Source organism: Bacillus cereus group sp. BfR-BA-01430, assembly GCF_022663115.1.
Taxonomy (GTDB): domain Bacteria; phylum Bacillota; class Bacilli; order Bacillales; family Bacillaceae_G; genus Bacillus_A; species Bacillus_A cereus_BD.
Genome location: NZ_JAKUEW010000002.1, coordinates 566,622 through 584,502, shown reverse-complemented (window position 1 = coordinate 584,502; position 17,881 = coordinate 566,622). Strand labels below are relative to the sequence as shown.

The following is a 17,881-nucleotide window of genomic DNA, read 5'->3' as shown; positions in this document are numbered from 1 at the left end:
AGATGGGGGTTAGCGGAATTTTACAATAATATGAATAGAATAAGGAGTCGTTACAAATGAATTTAGAAAAAACGAAGCCGGTAAATGAAGAGGTTGCAGAGTTAAAAGAATTGATGAAAGAATTGCATGGTAGTGTGCATCAACTGCAAAGTGAAGTTCAACAGCTTAGACATGAAAGACCAGTGGTTGAAGTGAAAAAAGGGGTTCAATTATCGCCAGTAATTGTTGGACAAATTGGAGGAATTGTTTTAGGAGCACTTGCGATTATTGGGATATTCTTTCGTTAAAAAAGATTGCAGCTTCACGCTGCAATCTTTTTACATTAAATAACGTACATATATATAAACATGTGATAATAATAATGCAATGATTGTTAAAGGTAAGCCGATTTTTAAGAAATCAAGGTATGAGAAACCATGTCCTTCACGGTTCGCAATACCTGCTACGACCACGTTTGCGGATGCTCCGATTAAAGTTCCGTTTCCGCCTAGGCAAGCGCCGAGTGATAGTGCCCACCAAAGTACTTCGATTTGCGGTGAATCAACAGATAAGCCAAGTCCTGCTGCTAAGTCTTGAATAAGCGGGATCATTGTTGCGACAAATGGGATGTTATCGATGGTTGCGGATGCAGCTCCTGATACCCATAAAATAAGCATAGCTGCAAAACCAATATCACCATTTGTTACATCAATTACGTCTTTAGCAAGAGATGAAATGAGCCCAATGTCGATTAATCCACCAACAAGAACAAATAGTCCGGCGAAGAAGAAAATGGTTACCCATTCAACGTGGGCGAATACATCTTCTAATTCGTGCTGCTTCACGCCAATTAGCATAAGGAGTGTCGCGCCAGTCATTGCGATAACCGCTGCATCCACATGAATAATAGAGTGAAGAATAAAGCCGAGAATCGTTAAACCTAATATAGAAAGAGATTTGACGAGTAAGCTTTGGTCACGAATATAGTCTTTTTCATTTAAAGCCATAAGTTTTGCAATTTGTTCAGGTGTTGTTTTCAGTTTTTTCCTATACATAAAGTAAATAATACTTAACGTAACGGCAGAAATAATAAGAACAATAGGTGCTAAATTAAGTAAGAAAGCATTAAAATCTAGATGCTTATTTGCTGATCCAATCATAATATTTGGTGGATCGCCAATTAATGTCGCTGTACCACCAATATTTGAAAATAATACTTCAGAAATGAAGTAAGGAACAGGTTGTACTTTTAACATGCGTGTAATGGATAACGTAACAGGGACGATTAATAAAACGGTTGTAACGTTATCTAAAAATGCGGAACCGACGGCAGTTAATAGGGATAAAAATAATAAAATGCGAATGGGCTTTCCGCCTGCTGCTTTTGCTGCTTTAATCGCTACATACTCAAATACGCCTGATTGACTTGTAATATGGACAAGAATCATCATGCCGATGAGAAGGGTAATTGTTTCCCATTGAATATGAGATGTAAAAGCAGTATGTAAGTCTACAATACTAAAAATAATCATAATAGCAGCACCGAACAGTGCAATAACAGCACGGTTCAATTTTTCAGAAATAATAAATCCGTATGTAATTAAAAATACGGCAATTGCAAAATAATATTGCAGGTTTGTTACTTCATGTGCTGAATGTTCCAATATGTCACCTTCTTTAAAATATGTATTCAATTGTCGAATTTATCCCTCCGCATAAAATATATTGTAGCAAATTCAAAAAAGGAAAGAAAACGTTTTGTAATTGTAAGCGGAAACAAAATTTCACATACTACAAATTTATAAAATAAAGTGCAAATTATTAGGCAAAGTGAGCATTCTCCTCTAATATAGAGATAGCAATTTACATTATTTTTGCGTAAAATGTTTTAAAGAGGTGAAATCCGATGGAAATAGTAAAAGATAAAACAGTTGTTCAACATGAAATTGAACGTTTTGTAAATAAAGATGTATATATTCATTTAGAAACAACAAATGGAGCATACGCTTCCCATTTTAATGAAAAGATGATGACAGTTGGGGCATTCATTCGTAATGCTATCATTCGGTTTGAACGTGGTAAAATTGTTGGAACGAATCCGTATCGAGTTGGTCTGAAAATGGATCACGGCTGGGTATATGCTGAAGGTATTACACATTGGGAAGTGGACGAGCAAGGTCGTTTGTTACTTTCAGGTCATGATAATAAAGGGCGTCTAGCTGTAGCCCTTGAATTAAGCTTAACACCATTTAAATAAGAAGGAGGGGAAAATATGGAGAAACATGTATTAGTTGTATTTCCACATCCCGATGATGAATCCTATGCAGCAGGAGGAACAATTAGTTTATTAACAAGACAAGGGGTACCTGTAACATATGCGTGCGGAACGCTTGGTCAAATGGGAAGGAATATGGGGAAAGATGTATTTGCAAACCGTGAGACAATCTCAAGTATTCGTGAAAAAGAATTAAAAGATGCATGTGAAGCAATGGGCATTACTGATTTAAGATTGCTCGGATTTCATGATAAAACATTAGAATTTGAAGATGTAGATTTTGTAGCTGATAAAATTGAAGCTGTTATTCGTGATGTGCAACCATCAAGAATTATTACATTCTATCCAGAACATGGTGTTCATCCAGACCATGACGCATTCGGGCGTGCTACAGTTCGCGCTGTATCTCGTATGCCAAAAGAAACGCGTCCAGTGATACATGCTGTTGCGATTACGAAAAATCGTGAAGAAGTATTAGGAGAGCCAGATGTCGTAAATAATATTAGTGAAGCTTTTGATCAAAAACTAGCAGCTTTGCGTGCGCATCGTTCGCAAACAGAAGCAATGCTAGAAGAAACAGAAATGAAAATTCAAAATAAAGATGCTGCAACATTAAAATGGTTGCAGATTGAAGAATTTTGGATTTATAAATGGGAATAGACAAGAAGATCGTTTCTTCTCATATTCCTTACGTATGAAAGAGATACCGCATAATGGTGAGGCCACTGAAAAAGTCCTCATAAAAAAAGGTGAAAACTTCTTCGATGAAATCAAAGAAGTTTTCACCTTTTTCATGTATAATGATTGTACTCATTCTAGGTGGTGTCTCGGATGAATCATTCAGTGTTCCTGTTGTATTATCATCTTGTTCTGGTCATAAAATATCGCAGAAAAGTGATTGATGATCCCATATCTGACTATGCAAAAGATATGTTTGTTCGATTGGGCGAAAGTTACAATATTTCCTTAGTCGAATGGAATCACGATATTGACCATGTGCATATTTTGTTCAAAGCGCATCCGAATACTGAAATGTCAAAGTTCATCAACGCCTATAAAAGCGCAAGTTCACGACTGATCAAAAAGCATTTTTCACAGGTGAAAAAGGAACTGTGGAAAGAGAATTTTTGGTCAAGGAGTTTTTGTTTGCTTACAACAGGTGGTGCTCCCATTGAAGTGATAAAAATGTATATAGAAAATCAAGGTGTAAAGTGAGGTGATTCGATATGGCAAACAAAGCATATAAGTTCCGTCTGTATCCAACGCAAGAACAAGAGCAACTCCTTGCAAAAAACCTTCGGTTGTGTTCGGTTTGTCTACAACAAAATGTTAGCTGAACGAAAGGAAACATATGAACAATTCAAGGGTGACAAAGAAGCGCTAAAGAAACAAAAGTTTCCTACTCCCGCTAAGTACAAAGAGGAGTTTGCATGGCTCAAAGAAGTAGATAGTCTTGCATTGGCGAACGCCCAACTGAATTTGCAGAAGGCATATGAAAACTTCTTCTCTGGTCGTGCTGAATTTCCGAATTTCAAAAACCGTAAGGCCAGACAATCCTACACAACCAATGTGGTAAATGGAAACATTATGCTTTTGGATGGCTATATCAAATTGCCGAAACTGAAACTTGTAAAAATGAAACAACATCGGGAAATTCCGTCGTTTCACATTATCAAGTCTTGTACAGTTTCTCGAACAAAAACAGGAAAGTACTATGTTTCTATTCTCACTGAATACGAACATCATCCTGTACAAAAAGAAGTGCAAGCTGTTGTCGGCTTAGATTTTTCCATGAATGGCTTATTTGTCGATAGTGAAGAAGGTGAGAGAGCCAATTACCCTCGTTTCTATCGCCAAGCCTTGGAAAAATTAGCGAAGGAACAGCGTATTTTATCACGTAGAAAGAAAGGTTCTAGTCGCTGGCACAAACAACGTCTAAAAATAGCGAAGCTACATGAAAAAATTGCGAACCAACGAAAGGACTTTCTACATAAGGAATCGCAAAAATTAGTGAAACTGTATGACTGCGTGGTGATCGAAGACCTCAACATGAAAGGAATGTCACAAGCACTCCATTTCGGGAAAAGTGTTGCTGATAACGCCTGGGGCAAGTTTACGACATTTCTCCAATACAAGTTAGAAGAGCAAGGGAAAAAGCTTATCAAAATAGATAAATGGTTTCCATCATCCAAAACTTGCTCATGTTGTGGTCAAGTAAAAGAGTCTCTATCTCTTTCTGAACGTAAATTCCACTGTGATTGTGGTTTTGTGGCAGACAGAGATTGGAACGCTTCTATCAACATCAAACGTGAAGGGTTACGCTTATTAGCGTTCGTATAGCAAAAAGAACTCTTGGAACGAGAGGGATAGCTCGGTCAGTTTTCGTTGGCTACTAAAAGCAACGATAAGTCGAGAAGCCCCCACTTCAAAAATCGTTAGGTTTTAAGTGGAGGGGAGTTCACATGAATAGAACATACACTACAGAAAATCTTGAAAAGAGGGGACTAAAGTATGTACTATTCATATGAGGATGTGTACGGCTATTTTCGAGATGGTTACGAGTTAAGCGGAGAAGTCGTTTCATTAGTTGATCCATACGTTGTACAAACATTGCAATCTATTGTAGGAAGAAAAATTACAGTTGAAACGATTCGAGGAAGTGTGAGTGGAACGTTAAGAAGTGTCAAACCAGATCATATTACATTAGAAGAGAAAGAAATACCTATATTTGTTCACATGCAACAAATTGTATGGTTTACCCCTGAAAAATAAGAACCTACTATTTTTGTTAGTAGGTTCTTTATGTACAAAAATTTACAATATATGTTATGTTAATATTTGTGAAGAGAAATAGTAAAAATGATAGGTTCACTTATACCCTCCTATAGATATTTATATGAAGAAGATGAGGTGTTTATTTTGTTAGTGTATAACCGCATTTCTATCATGGTCCCTCCCGTTCCGTAGCGAAAGAAAGTTTTAATAATCTGAGATTTGCTAAGTTATAGGAGGGGATTAGAAATGAAAAAAGTCTCAGTGCCATCGCTATGGTTAATGATTATTCTTGTAGCATTTCCACAAATTAGTGAAACAATTTACACGCCATCTTTACCTGACATTTCTAAAGTGTTGCAGGTAAGTAATAATACTATGCAGTTAACCCTTAGTATTTACTTTGCTGGATTTGCTGTAGGAGTATTTTGTTGGGGATTTTTATCCGATTTTATCGGCCGTAAACCTGCTATGCTTTGGGGGATTGTAACATATGGTGTTGGGAGTTTACTGTGCTATTTGACGAGTTCCATTGAATTATTACTTATCAGTCGTTTCGTACAAGCATTTGGGGCAAGTACAGGATCTGTTGTTACACAAACAATCTTACGTGAAAGTGTAGAAGGAAAGAAACGACATGTTATGTTTGCACAGATTTCAGCGGTTATTGCATTCACACCAGCTGTTGGTCCGTTAATTGGTGGATGGATTGATCAAATATTTGGTTTTAGAAGTGTTTTCTTTACTTTAGTTCTGATGAGTATTTGGCTATTTATTTGTACTTTTATGAAATTGCCAGAAACACGAACGTATGTAACGACAAGGAAAATAAACATTTTTTCTATTATAAAACGAATGATTTGCAATCCAAAAGTAATGACATATGGCATTTTAATCGGGGGAACGAACGGTATATTATTTAGTTATTACGCTGAATCACCGTTCATTTTTATTGAGTATTTTAAACTATCACCTGGTATGTTTGGTTTTTTAGGTATAGTGGTAGCTATTGCTTCTATTATTGGAGCGCAAATTTCAAAGCGACTACTTTTCAGTTATACACCAGAAAAAATTATTTATATCGGTTGTATGATAATGATAGGGGGAGTAACGATTTTATCAATAGTTACTTTAACTGAAGCAGTTGCAACGGTTTTCTATATGACTATGTTTCTTATAGCAATATTTATATTGTTATTAGGAATCGGGATTGCGTTACCTAATTGTTTAAGTTTAGCGTTAGTAGACTTCCAAGATGTGATTGGAACGGCAGGTGCGTTATTCAGCTTAGGGTACTATATAATCGTTACCGTTACGATATGGGGAATGAGTCAACTTCATACAGGATCCTTGTTTATAATGCCACTATATTTTCTCGTTCTTGTTATGGTAATGACAATATTAACCCGCATATTTGTTTACAATGCTAAAATGGTAGAATCAGCCTAATAAAAAAGGAATCTCATTATATCTATGAGATTCCTTTTTGGATATAAATGTAAAAAAGTTTTACGTATGTTAAACTAAAACATATCAATAGTAGGAGGGGTAGAATGAAAAGAGGGCATAGGTTAAAACTTGTTCTATTTGGTTGGTTTCTATTTTTATTATTACCTACTAGCGGTGTAGCACAAGGGAAAGTTGTATCTTCTGCATCTGACTCTATCAAAAACATACATGATGGGAAGCCGTATATGGAAGTATATAATGGAGAAGGGAAGGTAGTAAAGTCTTATTCTGAAGAAGAAATGGATGAATTAAAGCAGGATATTATTGCTCCAGATATTTATAAAGTACCTGAAGATGAAGAATTTTTTTCTTACTCTCTTGATGCAAATGGTCATATGATAAGCGCAGGGAATAAAAAAGTTTTGAAACGTCATCGGACTGGTTTAGTAAAGGTGAAAGCTGCTGATTTATCTGTTTATAATTATGAGGAAACAGAATTTCATGGACATATTTGGATTGGACAGGGTAGAGATTACAATAAACCTCAAAATATAGTGGTAGATATGAAAAGTAAGTTTTCTAGAATGAAGATTCAATTATTGCATGAAGAACAAGAAATCGGAAGTGTAAAAATTGGTAATTTTGTCGGGGTATTAAACATCCCTGTTGCATCATTGACAGAACAAATTGGAAATGTGAAAATCAAATTTGTTAATGAAAGTGAAGCGGGAACAAGCATGAGTTTACATGGCGGCCAAGTGTATTATAAATAAAAGGAAGGGAAGGAAACCCTTCTTTTTTCGTTCATAGGTATAATACAACCTTTAAATCAAATATATTTGATTTAAAGGTTGTATTGTGATGGGAATTTTGTCTATAATATAAATATCAAAAAAAGTTGATGAAAGGGTGGGATGCATGAAAGAAAACTTTGAGCAATTTGAAAAGAAATTTAAAGCACTTGCGGATACAAAAAGATTAGAGATTATGTATGAATTATGTCAACGTGGACAGACATGTGTATGTGATTTAACAGAAGTATTTGGTATTTCTCAATCTAAGCTTTCATACCATTTAAAAATATTACTTGATGCAAATTTAATTGAAAAGGAAACAAAAGGGACATGGAGTTATTACGATTTAAATGATGAAGAAGTCAATCATTTATTGTCGGAAGAACTTTGTTGTGTATTTCGAAAAACGGGAAGAGGTAGTTGCTGCTAAGTTTTGGTACTTTATAAATCAAAAAAACTTGATGAATGAAGTTAGGGAGGAATGGGTATGCAATAGGTACATGTCGGAATTCATGCAACGAATTTGGAGTAATGCCTAGGAAGATAAGAATGAATGGGAGTTTTTCAACACGAGACTAACTATGAAGTTCTAAACAATTCTAATGAAAAAGAGAGCAGTATAACTTCATGTTGTGAAACAAAAAGGAGAAACGATGAAACGATTATCATTTTTAGATCGATATTTAACCCTTTGGATTTTTCTGGCGATGGTAGTAGGAATTGCAATAGGGTATCTATCCCCTAATTTTGTTGATGGAATGAATCGCTTACAGGTAGGAACAACCTCTATTCCGCTTGCGATTGGCTTAGTTCTTATGATGTATCCGCCGCTTGCAAAGGTTCGCTATGAAGAGATGGGGCGCGTTTTTAAGGATGGAAAGGTACTTATATTATCACTCGTTCAAAACTGGATTATTGGACCAGTTCTTATGTTTATTTTGGCAATTATCTTTTTACCAGACAAGCCAGAGTATATGATAGGACTCATTATGATTGGATTAGCTCGCTGCATTGCAATGGTCATCGTTTGGAATGATTTAGCGAAAGGTGATACAGAATATGCAGCAGGATTAGTAGCATTTAACTCTGTATTTCAAATGTTATTTTTCTCAGTGTATGCTTATATATTTGTAACGGTTATTCCAGAATGGTTAGGAATAGAAGGTGCTGTTATTTCTATTACAATGGTAGAGGTTGCTCAGTCAGTCTTGATTTATTTAGGAATTCCTTTTTTTGCTGGGATGTTTACACGTTTCATCTTTGTAAAAATAAAAGGGCCCCTATGGTATGAAAAAGTCTTTATTCCGAAAATAAGCCCGATTACATTAATTGCATTATTATTTACAATCATTGTCATGTTTTCTTTAAAAGGAAATATGATTGTGAGCGTACCACTGGATGTTGTACGTATTGCGATTCCATTACTTATTTATTTTATCGTAATGTTCTTTGTGTCATTCTTTATGGGGAAAAAGATTGGGGCAGGTTACCCAGTCACGACAACATTAGCATTTACAGCAGGAAGTAATAACTTTGAATTAGCAATTGCAGTCGCTGTCGGTGTATTTGGAATTCAATCTGGAGCAGCATTTGCAGCGGTGATAGGCCCTTTAGTTGAGGTACCTGTTATGATTGCACTTGTAAATGTAGCGCTATGGTTTCAGCGTAAATATTTTCAAATAGAATCAAAATAAACATTTCTTATAAAAGGTGGACTTCATATGGAAAACAAAAAAACGATTTACTTCTTATGCACAGGTAATTCTTGTCGTAGTCAAATCGCCGAAGGATTCGGGAAAAAATATTTAGGAGACAAGTGGAATGTATATTCTGCAGGGATTGAAGCGCATGGCGTGAACCCAAATGCTATTAAGGTCATGAAAGAAATAAATATTGATATTACAAATCAAACGTCTGATAGGATCGATCATAATATTTTACACAATGCAGACCTTGTTGTAACACTTTGTGGTCATGCAAATGATGTATGTCCGACCCCACCTTTACATGTAAAACGGGTTCATTGGGGATTCGATGATCCGGCAGGGAAAGAATGGGATGTATTCCAAAGAGTACGGAATGAGATTGGAGAGCGAATTAAAAAATTTGCTGAAACAGGAGAATAATTTGACCTGAAAAAGAGGCTTCCTACCTATAGGAGAGCCTCTTTTTACATTATATTTTGAATGATTTTTTTAATAAAATCATAAACCAAATAAGACTTAGACCAATAATAGAATGAGAGACTGCTACGATATACGTTAAGCCTTTAAAATCTGCGCCATTTAGTTGAAGGAATCCCCGCGTTGCCATGGAAGCAAGGGTTAATATTAACCCTATATTATGAACGATAAACCACATATCAAAACCTTTTATTTTATGGAATGAAAATGATTTTGCTAATGCTAGAGCAATTAAAAAGAATAAAAATCCTAGTACGAGCGTGTGAGTATGTAAAAGATTTAATAGAGTAGAGCCAAGAATGCCTTTTGCTTTTGCATATTCTCTCGCAAATACACCAGCTAATAATCCAATAATCAAATATACGAACGATGCATAATATAATTTTTTCATGATAATGTTCCCCCCCTGAAGTAGTCATGTTGTGTTTGAAAGTACTGATCGTTACATATTTCTATGTTTTGTTAAAACACTTCCTCTCGTTTAACAAAGAGACTGCAATGACATAGACATTCGGTAGTATCCTTATAATCTCATTTTTTGATTTTTCAAGGAGAAGCGAATAGATACAGCAACTTAACATCATGTCATGCATTTAGTTCTAGATTTATTCTCTGTTCTAGTAACAAATATCGGGGTCTTAGTGATGAAACTGATAAAAACCCCAAAATTTCTAGGAGTCACGGCATAGCAACGGAAAATTATAATCATTGTAATTATAGGATATCTATCTATACAAAACAATTGAACGTTATGTGAAAACTTATTTTATAACGAAAAAGTCAATTGTGAGCATGATTTATAAAAGGTTTTTTATCGATTGAAAAGAGAAATTTCCTTGATTTGTAAAAAGAAAATTTATATGATTGAAGAAAACACATGAACACATGAACATATATTCATATGTTTTGGGGTGAAAAGGAGGATGTACATGTTAGATGTCATTATAGTAGGAGCAGGTCAGGCAGGCTTAGCTATGGGGTATTATTTGCAAAGAGAAAACGGTCACTTTGTCTTATTAGATGGAGAAGAGCGAATTGGTGATTCATGGAGAAAGCGATACGACTCTTTGCAGTTGTTTACACCGAGAGGGTATAGTGCATTGCCAGGTATGAGTTTAGCTGGAAAGCAAGATGGATTTCCAACGAAAGATGAAATTGCCAATTATTTAGAAGCATATGCAAAACATTTTTCTATACCAGTAAGGTTACAGATGAATGTTTCAAAGATAAGAAAAAAAGGGGATACATTTGAAGTTTATACTCCAGAAGAGGTTCTACAAGCTAAACAAGTGATTATTGCATCAGGTGCCTTTCAAAGACCGTTCATTCCCTCCATTTCCAAAAATCTTTCCAATGATATTTTTCAAATTCATTCTTCACAATATCAATCATCAAAACAAATTCCTGAGGGACCAGTTCTTGTAGTTGGCGGCGGAAACTCTGGGACACAAATTGCAGTAGAGCTTGCGCAGTATCGCGATGTTACGATTGCTATTAGCCATCCGCTTTCTTTTTTACCATTAAAAATAATGGGAAAGAGTATTTTTGCTTGGCTTGAGAAAATAGGACTATTATATGCTGGAACCGATACAAGATGGGGAAGATGGTTTCAGAAACAGAAAGATCCTATATTTGGGTTTGAATGTAAGAGATTGATTCGTAATGGGAAAATAACAGTAAAATCAAAGGTAGTAAGTGCATTGCAAAACAAAGTAATTTTTTCAGATGATAGTACATATCAAGTGCAAAATATAATTTGGTCTACAGGATTTATACCGAATTATCAGTGGATTAAAATAGAAGGTGCGGTGAATCAAGCAGGTATGCCAATTCATACAAGAGGAGTTAGTGTAGTATCAGGATTGTACTATATTGGTTTACCTTGGCAACATCAAAGGGGCTCAGCGCTTCTATGCGGTGTAGCACGAGACGCAGAGTTTATATTGTCAATCATAGGAGGACAAAAAAAGGATCGGTAACAAATCGTACCGATCAAATGTATGTACATGAATTAGGAGAGGCCAATCTTTTATTACATTCATTATAAATTATTGTAAGAGATACGAAAATAGAAAAGGAAGCTTGAAATGTTGAGAAAGTTTTTTGTAGTGAAACATAAAGAAAATGAAGAATGCTCTATAGGAATAGGAACGGATTAGATATATTTTTGTGAAATGATTTATGATAGATTGATAGTAAGGATATATTGGTTAATTTTGTAAAAATATTTTTGGATAGGTAAAGAGAGGGATATCAGGTGAAATTTGATGATCAACGTTTACTTGGAATTCGACTAGGTTCTCTACTAATAACAGAAGAGAATCAGTATTTAGTTATAAAGAAAAAGGAGCATTATTCATTATTAAACATTAAAACATTAGAATGTACATCGCTTGAAGTATCATTAGAACACATAGAAGAGATGCTTCAGGAAGACTTGCAGGAACATATACAAGAAATTATTGCACCAAAGCATTTAAAAATTGTTGCGAAAAATAGTTTATAATGTAATCAATATACACTGTTTGTAAGGCTGATGCGCTATATACTCCATTTCAAAATAAGCCCCGCATGTACAAGGCCACCGCCAAATCCATATAAAAGTAATGTATTACCATTAGTGATTTTTCCATCTTTCAGCCCAATATCAAGTGCTAGTGGAATAGAAGCAGCAGAAGTATTTCCATAATATTGTAGACTCATAAGCGTGTTATCAAGAGAAATACCTGTTCGTTCACAAATGGATTCAATCATTCTTAAATTCACGCTATGTGGAACGAACCAGTCAATATCGGCTACATGTAAATCGTTTTTCTGTAGTAATTTTTGGACACCTTGAGGAACCGTATTTACAGCCCATTTGTATACGGCTCTTCCGTTTTGAACGAGATAAGGTGTGTCTTGTAATGGTGCTCCATTCATCGTTTTAGATAAAGCTGTTTGATATAAATGAATTCCCCCAGAACCATTAGATCCCATATAAGTTCCTAAAAAACTAGGATTATGTTCGTCATACTCTACAAGAGCTGCACCAGCGCCGTCACCAAAAAGGATGCAAGTAGTACGATCGCTATAATCTGTAATTTTTGACAGTGTTTCAGCGCCAATTACGAGTATCTTTTTGTTAGTCCTTGAAGTAATAAGGCCATTGGCAACAATTAATCCATAAACAAAACCTGCGCATGCTGCACTTAAATCAATTGCTCCTGTATGAGGGATTTCAAAATGAGCTTGAACTTGACTTGCAGTATTGGGGAACATGTAATCTGGTGTAGCCGTCGCGACAATAATTAAATCGACATCATCAATCGAAACATGGAATCGATCGATTAAGTTTTGGACAGCTCGAATGCATAAAGTTGTAGAAAATTCATTAGAGGAAGCGATTCTTCGTTCATGCATACCAGTTCGCTGAACAATCCATTCATCTGTCGTTTCTACAAGGTTTGATATGTCTTCATTTGACAATACTTTCTCTGGCACATAAGTCCCAACAGCTGTAATTCGCGCTTTTGAATACATAATGACACCTACCCTTATCACTAGGTTGTGAAACTTAATGTAAATTTTATTATAATTCTCATTCTAATTCAATCATTTGTAAAATTCAGTTATTAAACATATGATGTTCATATGGAATTCGTATGGAAGGGGGAAGAGGTTGTAATGTTGATAAATAGAGTGATTTTATACAGTAATGCTTTAGAAGAAATGAAGGAGTTTTATGTACGTATATTAGGTTTTCGATTATTACATAGTAATGAAATACGCTTTAGCATCCAAGTAGGGGAGAGTGAATTAGAATTTCGGAAAAATGATTTAACGACGAAGAAGCCTTTTTATCATTTCGCCTTCAATATACCATCAAATCGATTTTCTGAAGCAAAGAAATGGGCAAGAAATAAGGTAGTATTAAATATAGAGGATGGGGTAGATGAAATATATTTTCCGAGGTCTCATGCACATTCTTTTTACTTTATGGACCCGTCAGGGAATATTGTTGAATTCATTTCTAGGCATAGCATTTCTCCTGAAAGCAATGAGCCTTTTTCAGTTCATTCTATTCTAAATATGAGCGAGATGAGTTTGACTACGAATCAAGTTCTAGCAGTAGGGGAGCAATTGATAGATTTTGGGATTCTAGTAAATAAGAAAGGAAAGTTAAATGAAGAATTTAACTTTATGGGAGAATCTGGAGTGTATATATTGCTTGGAAAAACAGGGCGCCGCTGGCTTTTCTCTCATCTAAATGCAGAAGTACATCCGCTCATGATTGAAATAGATCGTGAAAAGCGGGTTGAGGTAACTGAAGACGGTAAAGTTAGCTTATGTAAAGTGAAAAATGAATGAGAATACTAGAGATGAAGAAAGAATATAAAGTGCTTGATATATTCATTTCATTAACAGGTTATATAAGTTTGTATTTATATGCTAGGCAGAAGCAAACTTGGAGTCAGTTTGCATTTCTATCACTAATTTTAACTTCTTGTTCAGGATTACAAGCTTTAGCATTTTGGACAATCCGTCAAGATTTCGATATTTCTTGGTGGATTCCGAATTTATATTTATTAATTTATCCATGTTTCTTTTTGAAAGGTATTTTGAAGGAACATGGATAGAAGAAGACGAGTATGAAATGTATATGAGCATTTGCATTATATCAAGCAGAGCATCAACTACAAGATGAAGAGATTGAAAGTTAAGTAAATGATTATATACATAAAAAAACTATTCCGATACTTTTACCGGTATCGGAATAGTTTTTTAGTGAATTTAACTTTGTTAAGTTTAACCTTTAGTAAATTAATAGTTAATATAGTAAAATAAAAATCTAAAAATGAAAAAGGGGCGTTTTTTTTGAGTACAATGCAACAACTTTTACAAAACAGAGCAAAACAATCTGCTGATTTAGAGGCATTAGTAGGAGGTGAAAAAAGATATTCATTTAAAGAATATAATGAACGAGTGAATCAACTTGCTCACTATTTGTTAGAAATAGGTGTTCAAAAAGGGGATCGGATAGGAATTTTGTGTAAAAATAATCATCAGTTTCCAACAATTATGATGGCAAGTTTAAAAATTGGGGCAGTATGTATACCGTTTAATCATCAGCTTACTTCATATGAATTAGAGGTTATTTTACAAGAAGCAAAGGTAAAGGTACTGTTTTATAGTGCGGAATGTAAAGAACGATTCATAAATAGTAAAGCAGTAGCAAACATTCAAACGGTAATAGAGACTGGTGAGAAAATGGGAGTAGCAAGTTCATTTGAAGTAAGGTTACAAAGACAGAAAAAAACGGAGCCAGATGTAACGATTCATGAAGACGATGATGCTATTTTTCTATTCACTTCTGGTACAACAGGAAATGCAAAAGCTTGTGTTATTGGTCATAAAAGTTTATCAAACTATTTCCAGGAGGTTGTGGGACGAAAAACGATTGCACCAGGACAGCGTTTCCTTTCTGTTCACCCTCTTTTTCATATGAGTGGTGTGTTATCAATATTAAATTGTATTTACCACGGTATTACGATGATTTTTCTAACTGAGGCAGATCCTAGTTTAATATTGGATACAATTGAGAAGGAGAAAATTACAACAATGTTAGCATTTCCTGCTGTATACAGTTATATGTTGAATGAAATTGAAAATACGAAAAGGAATATTTCTTCTTTAAAAGTTGCGCAAAGTGGTGGAACAAAAGTATCAGAAATCCTCATACGACGCTATGCAGAAAAAGGAATCAAAATCGTACAAGGATATGGGAGTACAGAAGGATGGATTGTTAGTTCATGGAACCCAGAGATGGGAATAGAAACTATATCATCTGTAGGGAAACCAATTCCAAATGTAGAAGTGAAAATTATTCACCCAAAAACAGGTGCGAAATTAGGTTCGAATGAAGTGGGAGAAATTTTGATTAGAAGCCCATATATGTTTAAAGGATATTGGAACAATGAATCAGCAACAAAGAAAGTAATGAAGGATGGCTGGTATCATATGGGGGACGCCGGTATGTTAGATGAAGATGGTTTTTTATACATAATGGGGAGATATAAAGATGTTATTGTATATGGTGGTGATAATGTATACCCTGATCAAGTAGAAGAAGTTATTCGAGAAATAAGTGGTGTTTTAGAAGTGGCTGTAGTAGGAATTCCAGATGATTTTTGGGGAGAGGTTCCAAAAGCGTATATTGTGAAGGGTACAAAAACATCATTAACAGAGGAAGATATCATTTATCATTGTAAGAAAAAATTAGCAAGTTATAAAATACCAGAAGTAAAGTTTGTGGTGCATTTACCCAAAAACTCATTAGGTAAAGTTTTAAAAAGAGAGTTGAGAAGTGATGTTTTCGCATAAAAAATAGTAGTGTATAAATGAGAAGAAGTCCAGCTATTGTTTTGCTATAGCTGGACTTTCCTATAGCGAAGTGGGGGATACTAAATATGAAATATTTTACTTGTATATTTAACAACCATCGATGGTTATTGAACATGTAGAAATCTATTACAGATTATTCTTCAAAAACAAAATAATAAAAATTAGGAGTAATTTACAATTATCATATGAGGCAGGGGGAGTAATTTTTTATCAAATTTGTTTTCAAAGCATGCATTACTAAATTGATTGAAATAAAATTATCAAACGATATTTGCTGATTACAACTTATTTGCGAAAAAATAAACAGAATAATACAGTATGTATTGATAAAATCACCTTTGTATTACATATATTTACATTTCTTGCTATTGTATAGTTGTAGTTTGATTATATAAAAGGAGGAATGGGAATGAAGAGCTCGATTGTACATATAAACAGTAGTCGGAATTTTAAAAAGTTATCTGCAATTCTGTTGTCCCTCGTTGTATTCATTATGATAGTAGCACGCCCATCGAATGAAGCGTTGGCAGCTAGTCAAACAAATATGGGTTCGCTAAAAGGAGTTCATTTTATTCATGGAAGTTGGACGATAGCTCTACAGGCAGCTCATTTACAGTATGTTTCTGCAGAACCGAATGGGAATGTAATAGCGAATCGTAATGTAGTGAATGATTGGGAAAAGTTTGAACTAATTCCTACCGGTGAACTATATACGTATGCTTTAAAAGCAAAAAGTAATGGAAGATATGTGTCTTTTGAACCAAATGGTAGAATAGTAGCAGATCGTACATCTATCGGTTCTTGGGAAAAATTTATGTTATATAATGGCGGGGATAATAGAATATATGTATTGCAAGCTCTTAGTAATGGAAGATATGTATCGGCTAATGGTGGGAAAGAATTAGTAGCTAATAGCTATGTAGCTGGAAGTTGGGAAAGGTTTGTTATAGTGTATTTCTAGTATAAGTGTTAATCATATGAAGTGTATAGTGATTGAATAAGCTATGTAAGTATTTAATAACACTCATACATTCTTTTAGGAAGGGAGATACTACAAACAGTGTGGTATCCCCTTTTAAAGTTATTTAAAATACCTTTATCCAACTATTTAGGATGATTTGATTGATGAGAGCGCATCATTTTTATTTTTAAAATCAATATTTGTATTTATATTGATTAGATGAACTTAGTGGTATATGAATGCGTATTTAGACAATGTATTGTAATGAAATAGATAAATACTAATTATAAAGGGAAAATAAATTACGAAAGTTAGAGCAGTAGCTATAGAAGGCAATATCGGTGATTAATTTTTAATGATAGTAGGGCTATATGTAAATTAGGCGCTTGAATAGAAAATTTGTAATAGCATTTGTGCAAACCTTCAAGAAGTGGTTGTATGAGTTTCCGAAGAGTATAATGTTTAAGAAAAATACATAATATTTGATTAAAAAAAGCTACTGTGTAGACAGTAGCAAAAGTATCGGTGCATGATTCAACAAGCTAGGGCTTTTGAGGCAGTTTGAGCTTTTAAGTGTCTTTGCTCGTATTACAGCTTCAAAATGCTCCCCACAATGAATAAATCATCCCAACAACAAAAAAAGCTAAACCTAAAGCAAAAACAACTAAAGCGAGTATTCCGTTTCTGTTATTTTCCATAAAATGTCTCCTTATAATGTTATATTCAAAAAAACTTTAGTTATAATTATGGCTAAATGTTATAATTATCATACTTCTCAGTTTATATAATGTTGTATTTTATAAATGATTGTGAGTTTAACTAATATTTAAAATCACAATCATTTATTTACATTCGTACAATAACCGATCCACCACCATTGGAAATATTTTGTTTTTGTTGCTCAATGGATCGTAACAATTGATTGCTATCTTCAATTAGCTTAATGAGATGATCTAAACGATTTTCAAACCTAGTCATTCGTTGCATTAAGTATTGTATATTTGAACTTGGATGGTTATTTCTAATTGGATAATGTGGATGTGAATTCTGATATGGGTGCATATGCTATAAACCTCCTTGTTCC

Annotated in this window: 19 protein-coding genes and 2 pseudogenes; 17 read left to right on the top strand and 4 right to left on the bottom strand. The window is 34.4% G+C overall.

Going from position 1 to position 17,881, the window contains the following annotated elements; translation table 11 throughout:
* The first annotated feature begins 56 nt into the window (after positions 1 to 56).
* Positions 57 to 287, top strand: coding sequence for a hypothetical protein (locus tag MR058_RS07355; protein ID WP_242143344.1), 231 nt, complete (start codon positions 57 to 59; stop codon positions 285 to 287).
* 30 nt (positions 288 to 317) lie between these two features.
* Here MR058_RS07355 and MR058_RS07350 read toward each other — a convergent pair whose 3' ends face one another.
* Positions 318 to 1,643, bottom strand: coding sequence for an ArsB/NhaD family transporter (locus MR058_RS07350; RefSeq protein WP_242143343.1), 1,326 nt, complete (start codon positions 1,641 to 1,643; stop codon positions 318 to 320).
* A gap of 242 nt (positions 1,644 to 1,885) precedes the next feature.
* Here MR058_RS07350 and MR058_RS07345 point away from each other — a divergent pair, with 242 nt between their 5' ends.
* From MR058_RS07345 to arsC, 10 genes and pseudogenes are all read left to right on the top strand, one after another.
* A complete protein-coding gene (locus MR058_RS07345; protein ID WP_012094638.1) occupies positions 1,886 to 2,236 on the top strand; it encodes a YojF family protein in 351 nt (116 codons plus the stop codon).
* 15 nt (positions 2,237 to 2,251) lie between these two features.
* Positions 2,252 to 2,914: a bacillithiol biosynthesis deacetylase BshB2 gene (gene bshB2, locus MR058_RS07340; protein WP_242143342.1), complete on the top strand. Its 663-nt coding sequence runs from the start codon at positions 2,252 to 2,254 to the stop codon at positions 2,912 to 2,914.
* A 171-nt stretch (positions 2,915 to 3,085) separates the two neighbouring features.
* On the top strand, positions 3,086 to 3,469 hold the full coding sequence (gene tnpA / locus MR058_RS07335; protein WP_242143341.1) for an IS200/IS605 family transposase: 384 nt from the start codon (positions 3,086 to 3,088) through the stop codon (positions 3,467 to 3,469).
* Positions 3,470 to 3,480: 11 nt separating this feature from the next.
* A pseudogene (locus tag MR058_RS07330) lies at positions 3,481 to 4,594 on the top strand (RNA-guided endonuclease TnpB family protein).
* A gap of 171 nt (positions 4,595 to 4,765) precedes the next feature.
* Entirely contained in the window at positions 4,766 to 5,026 is a 261-nt protein-coding gene (locus MR058_RS07325; protein ID WP_242143340.1) for a YuzF family protein, read from the top strand.
* A gap of 249 nt (positions 5,027 to 5,275) precedes the next feature.
* Complete coding sequence (locus MR058_RS07320) at positions 5,276 to 6,475, top strand: multidrug effflux MFS transporter (RefSeq protein ID WP_242143339.1); 1,200 nt, start codon at positions 5,276 to 5,278, stop codon at positions 6,473 to 6,475.
* A 104-nt stretch (positions 6,476 to 6,579) separates the two neighbouring features.
* Positions 6,580 to 7,248 (top strand): hypothetical protein, encoded by a 669-nt coding sequence (locus MR058_RS07315; protein WP_242143338.1) that lies wholly within the window; start codon positions 6,580 to 6,582, stop codon positions 7,246 to 7,248.
* A gap of 145 nt (positions 7,249 to 7,393) precedes the next feature.
* Positions 7,394 to 7,699 (top strand): ArsR/SmtB family transcription factor, encoded by a 306-nt coding sequence (locus tag MR058_RS07310; RefSeq protein ID WP_242143337.1) that lies wholly within the window; start codon positions 7,394 to 7,396, stop codon positions 7,697 to 7,699.
* Positions 7,700 to 7,922: 223 nt separating this feature from the next.
* Entirely contained in the window at positions 7,923 to 8,963 is a 1,041-nt protein-coding gene (gene arsB, locus MR058_RS07305) for an ACR3 family arsenite efflux transporter (RefSeq protein ID WP_242143336.1), read from the top strand.
* A 27-nt stretch (positions 8,964 to 8,990) separates the two neighbouring features.
* Positions 8,991 to 9,395 (top strand): arsenate reductase (thioredoxin), encoded by a 405-nt coding sequence (arsC, locus tag MR058_RS07300; RefSeq protein ID WP_242143335.1) that lies wholly within the window; start codon positions 8,991 to 8,993, stop codon positions 9,393 to 9,395.
* 49 nt (positions 9,396 to 9,444) lie between these two features.
* Here arsC and MR058_RS07295 read toward each other — a convergent pair whose 3' ends face one another.
* On the bottom strand, positions 9,445 to 9,843 hold the full coding sequence (locus MR058_RS07295; protein ID WP_242143334.1) for a DUF2871 family protein: 399 nt from the start codon (positions 9,841 to 9,843) through the stop codon (positions 9,445 to 9,447).
* 538 nt (positions 9,844 to 10,381) lie between these two features.
* Between MR058_RS07295 and MR058_RS07290 the strand changes: the two genes are divergently transcribed.
* Both MR058_RS07290 and MR058_RS07285 read left to right on the top strand, forming a co-directional pair.
* The gene (locus MR058_RS07290) at positions 10,382 to 11,431 is read left to right on the top strand and encodes a flavin-containing monooxygenase (protein ID WP_242143333.1); all 1,050 of its coding nucleotides are present in this window, start codon (positions 10,382 to 10,384) and stop codon (positions 11,429 to 11,431) included.
* 278 nt (positions 11,432 to 11,709) lie between these two features.
* A complete protein-coding gene (locus MR058_RS07285; protein ID WP_242143332.1) occupies positions 11,710 to 11,958 on the top strand; it encodes a hypothetical protein in 249 nt (82 codons plus the stop codon).
* A 35-nt stretch (positions 11,959 to 11,993) separates the two neighbouring features.
* On the opposite strand, the gene MR058_RS07280 is transcribed toward MR058_RS07285, so the two are convergent.
* Positions 11,994 to 12,974 carry a ketoacyl-ACP synthase III gene (locus MR058_RS07280; protein ID WP_242143331.1) on the bottom strand — a complete coding sequence of 327 codons (981 nt, stop codon included), beginning with the start codon at positions 12,972 to 12,974 and terminating at the stop codon, positions 11,994 to 11,996.
* A 144-nt stretch (positions 12,975 to 13,118) separates the two neighbouring features.
* Between MR058_RS07280 and MR058_RS07275 the strand changes: the two genes are divergently transcribed.
* From MR058_RS07275 to MR058_RS07260, 4 genes and pseudogenes are all read left to right on the top strand, one after another.
* Entirely contained in the window at positions 13,119 to 13,802 is a 684-nt protein-coding gene (locus tag MR058_RS07275; RefSeq protein WP_242143330.1) for a VOC family protein, read from the top strand.
* A 32-nt stretch (positions 13,803 to 13,834) separates the two neighbouring features.
* A pseudogene (locus MR058_RS07270) lies at positions 13,835 to 14,071 on the top strand (DUF5360 family protein); the annotation flags it as partial.
* Positions 14,072 to 14,309: 238 nt separating this feature from the next.
* Complete coding sequence (locus MR058_RS07265) at positions 14,310 to 15,815, top strand: class I adenylate-forming enzyme family protein (protein WP_242143329.1); 1,506 nt, start codon at positions 14,310 to 14,312, stop codon at positions 15,813 to 15,815.
* A 430-nt stretch (positions 15,816 to 16,245) separates the two neighbouring features.
* The gene (locus MR058_RS07260) at positions 16,246 to 16,797 is read left to right on the top strand and encodes a fascin domain-containing protein (protein ID WP_242143328.1); all 552 of its coding nucleotides are present in this window, start codon (positions 16,246 to 16,248) and stop codon (positions 16,795 to 16,797) included.
* Between the two features lie 846 nt (positions 16,798 to 17,643).
* Here the strand turns inward: MR058_RS07260 and MR058_RS07255 are convergent.
* A complete protein-coding gene (locus MR058_RS07255) occupies positions 17,644 to 17,859 on the bottom strand; it encodes a hypothetical protein (protein ID WP_242143327.1) in 216 nt (71 codons plus the stop codon).
* Positions 17,860 to 17,881: the final 22 nt, after the last annotated feature.

Coding starts and splice junctions, on each gene's coding strand:
- MR058_RS07355 (WP_242143344.1), top strand. CDS start 57: ATGAATTTAGAAAAAACGAAGCCGGTAAATGAAGAGGTTGCAGAGTTA.
- MR058_RS07345 (WP_012094638.1), top strand. CDS start 1,886: ATGGAAATAGTAAAAGATAAAACAGTTGTTCAACATGAAATTGAACGT.
- bshB2 (WP_242143342.1), top strand. CDS start 2,252: ATGGAGAAACATGTATTAGTTGTATTTCCACATCCCGATGATGAATCC.
- tnpA (WP_242143341.1), top strand. CDS start 3,086: ATGAATCATTCAGTGTTCCTGTTGTATTATCATCTTGTTCTGGTCATA.
- MR058_RS07325 (WP_242143340.1), top strand. CDS start 4,766: ATGTACTATTCATATGAGGATGTGTACGGCTATTTTCGAGATGGTTAC.
- MR058_RS07320 (WP_242143339.1), top strand. CDS start 5,276: ATGAAAAAAGTCTCAGTGCCATCGCTATGGTTAATGATTATTCTTGTA.
- MR058_RS07315 (WP_242143338.1), top strand. CDS start 6,580: ATGAAAAGAGGGCATAGGTTAAAACTTGTTCTATTTGGTTGGTTTCTA.
- MR058_RS07310 (WP_242143337.1), top strand. CDS start 7,394: ATGAAAGAAAACTTTGAGCAATTTGAAAAGAAATTTAAAGCACTTGCG.
- arsB (WP_242143336.1), top strand. CDS start 7,923: ATGAAACGATTATCATTTTTAGATCGATATTTAACCCTTTGGATTTTT.
- arsC (WP_242143335.1), top strand. CDS start 8,991: ATGGAAAACAAAAAAACGATTTACTTCTTATGCACAGGTAATTCTTGT.
- MR058_RS07295 (WP_242143334.1), bottom strand. CDS start 9,843: ATGAAAAAATTATATTATGCATCGTTCGTATATTTGATTATTGGATTA.
- MR058_RS07290 (WP_242143333.1), top strand. CDS start 10,382: ATGTTAGATGTCATTATAGTAGGAGCAGGTCAGGCAGGCTTAGCTATG.
- MR058_RS07280 (WP_242143331.1), bottom strand. CDS start 12,974: ATGTATTCAAAAGCGCGAATTACAGCTGTTGGGACTTATGTGCCAGAG.
- MR058_RS07275 (WP_242143330.1), top strand. CDS start 13,119: ATGTTGATAAATAGAGTGATTTTATACAGTAATGCTTTAGAAGAAATG.
- MR058_RS07260 (WP_242143328.1), top strand. CDS start 16,246: ATGAAGAGCTCGATTGTACATATAAACAGTAGTCGGAATTTTAAAAAG.
- MR058_RS07255 (WP_242143327.1), bottom strand. CDS start 17,859: ATGCACCCATATCAGAATTCACATCCACATTATCCAATTAGAAATAAC.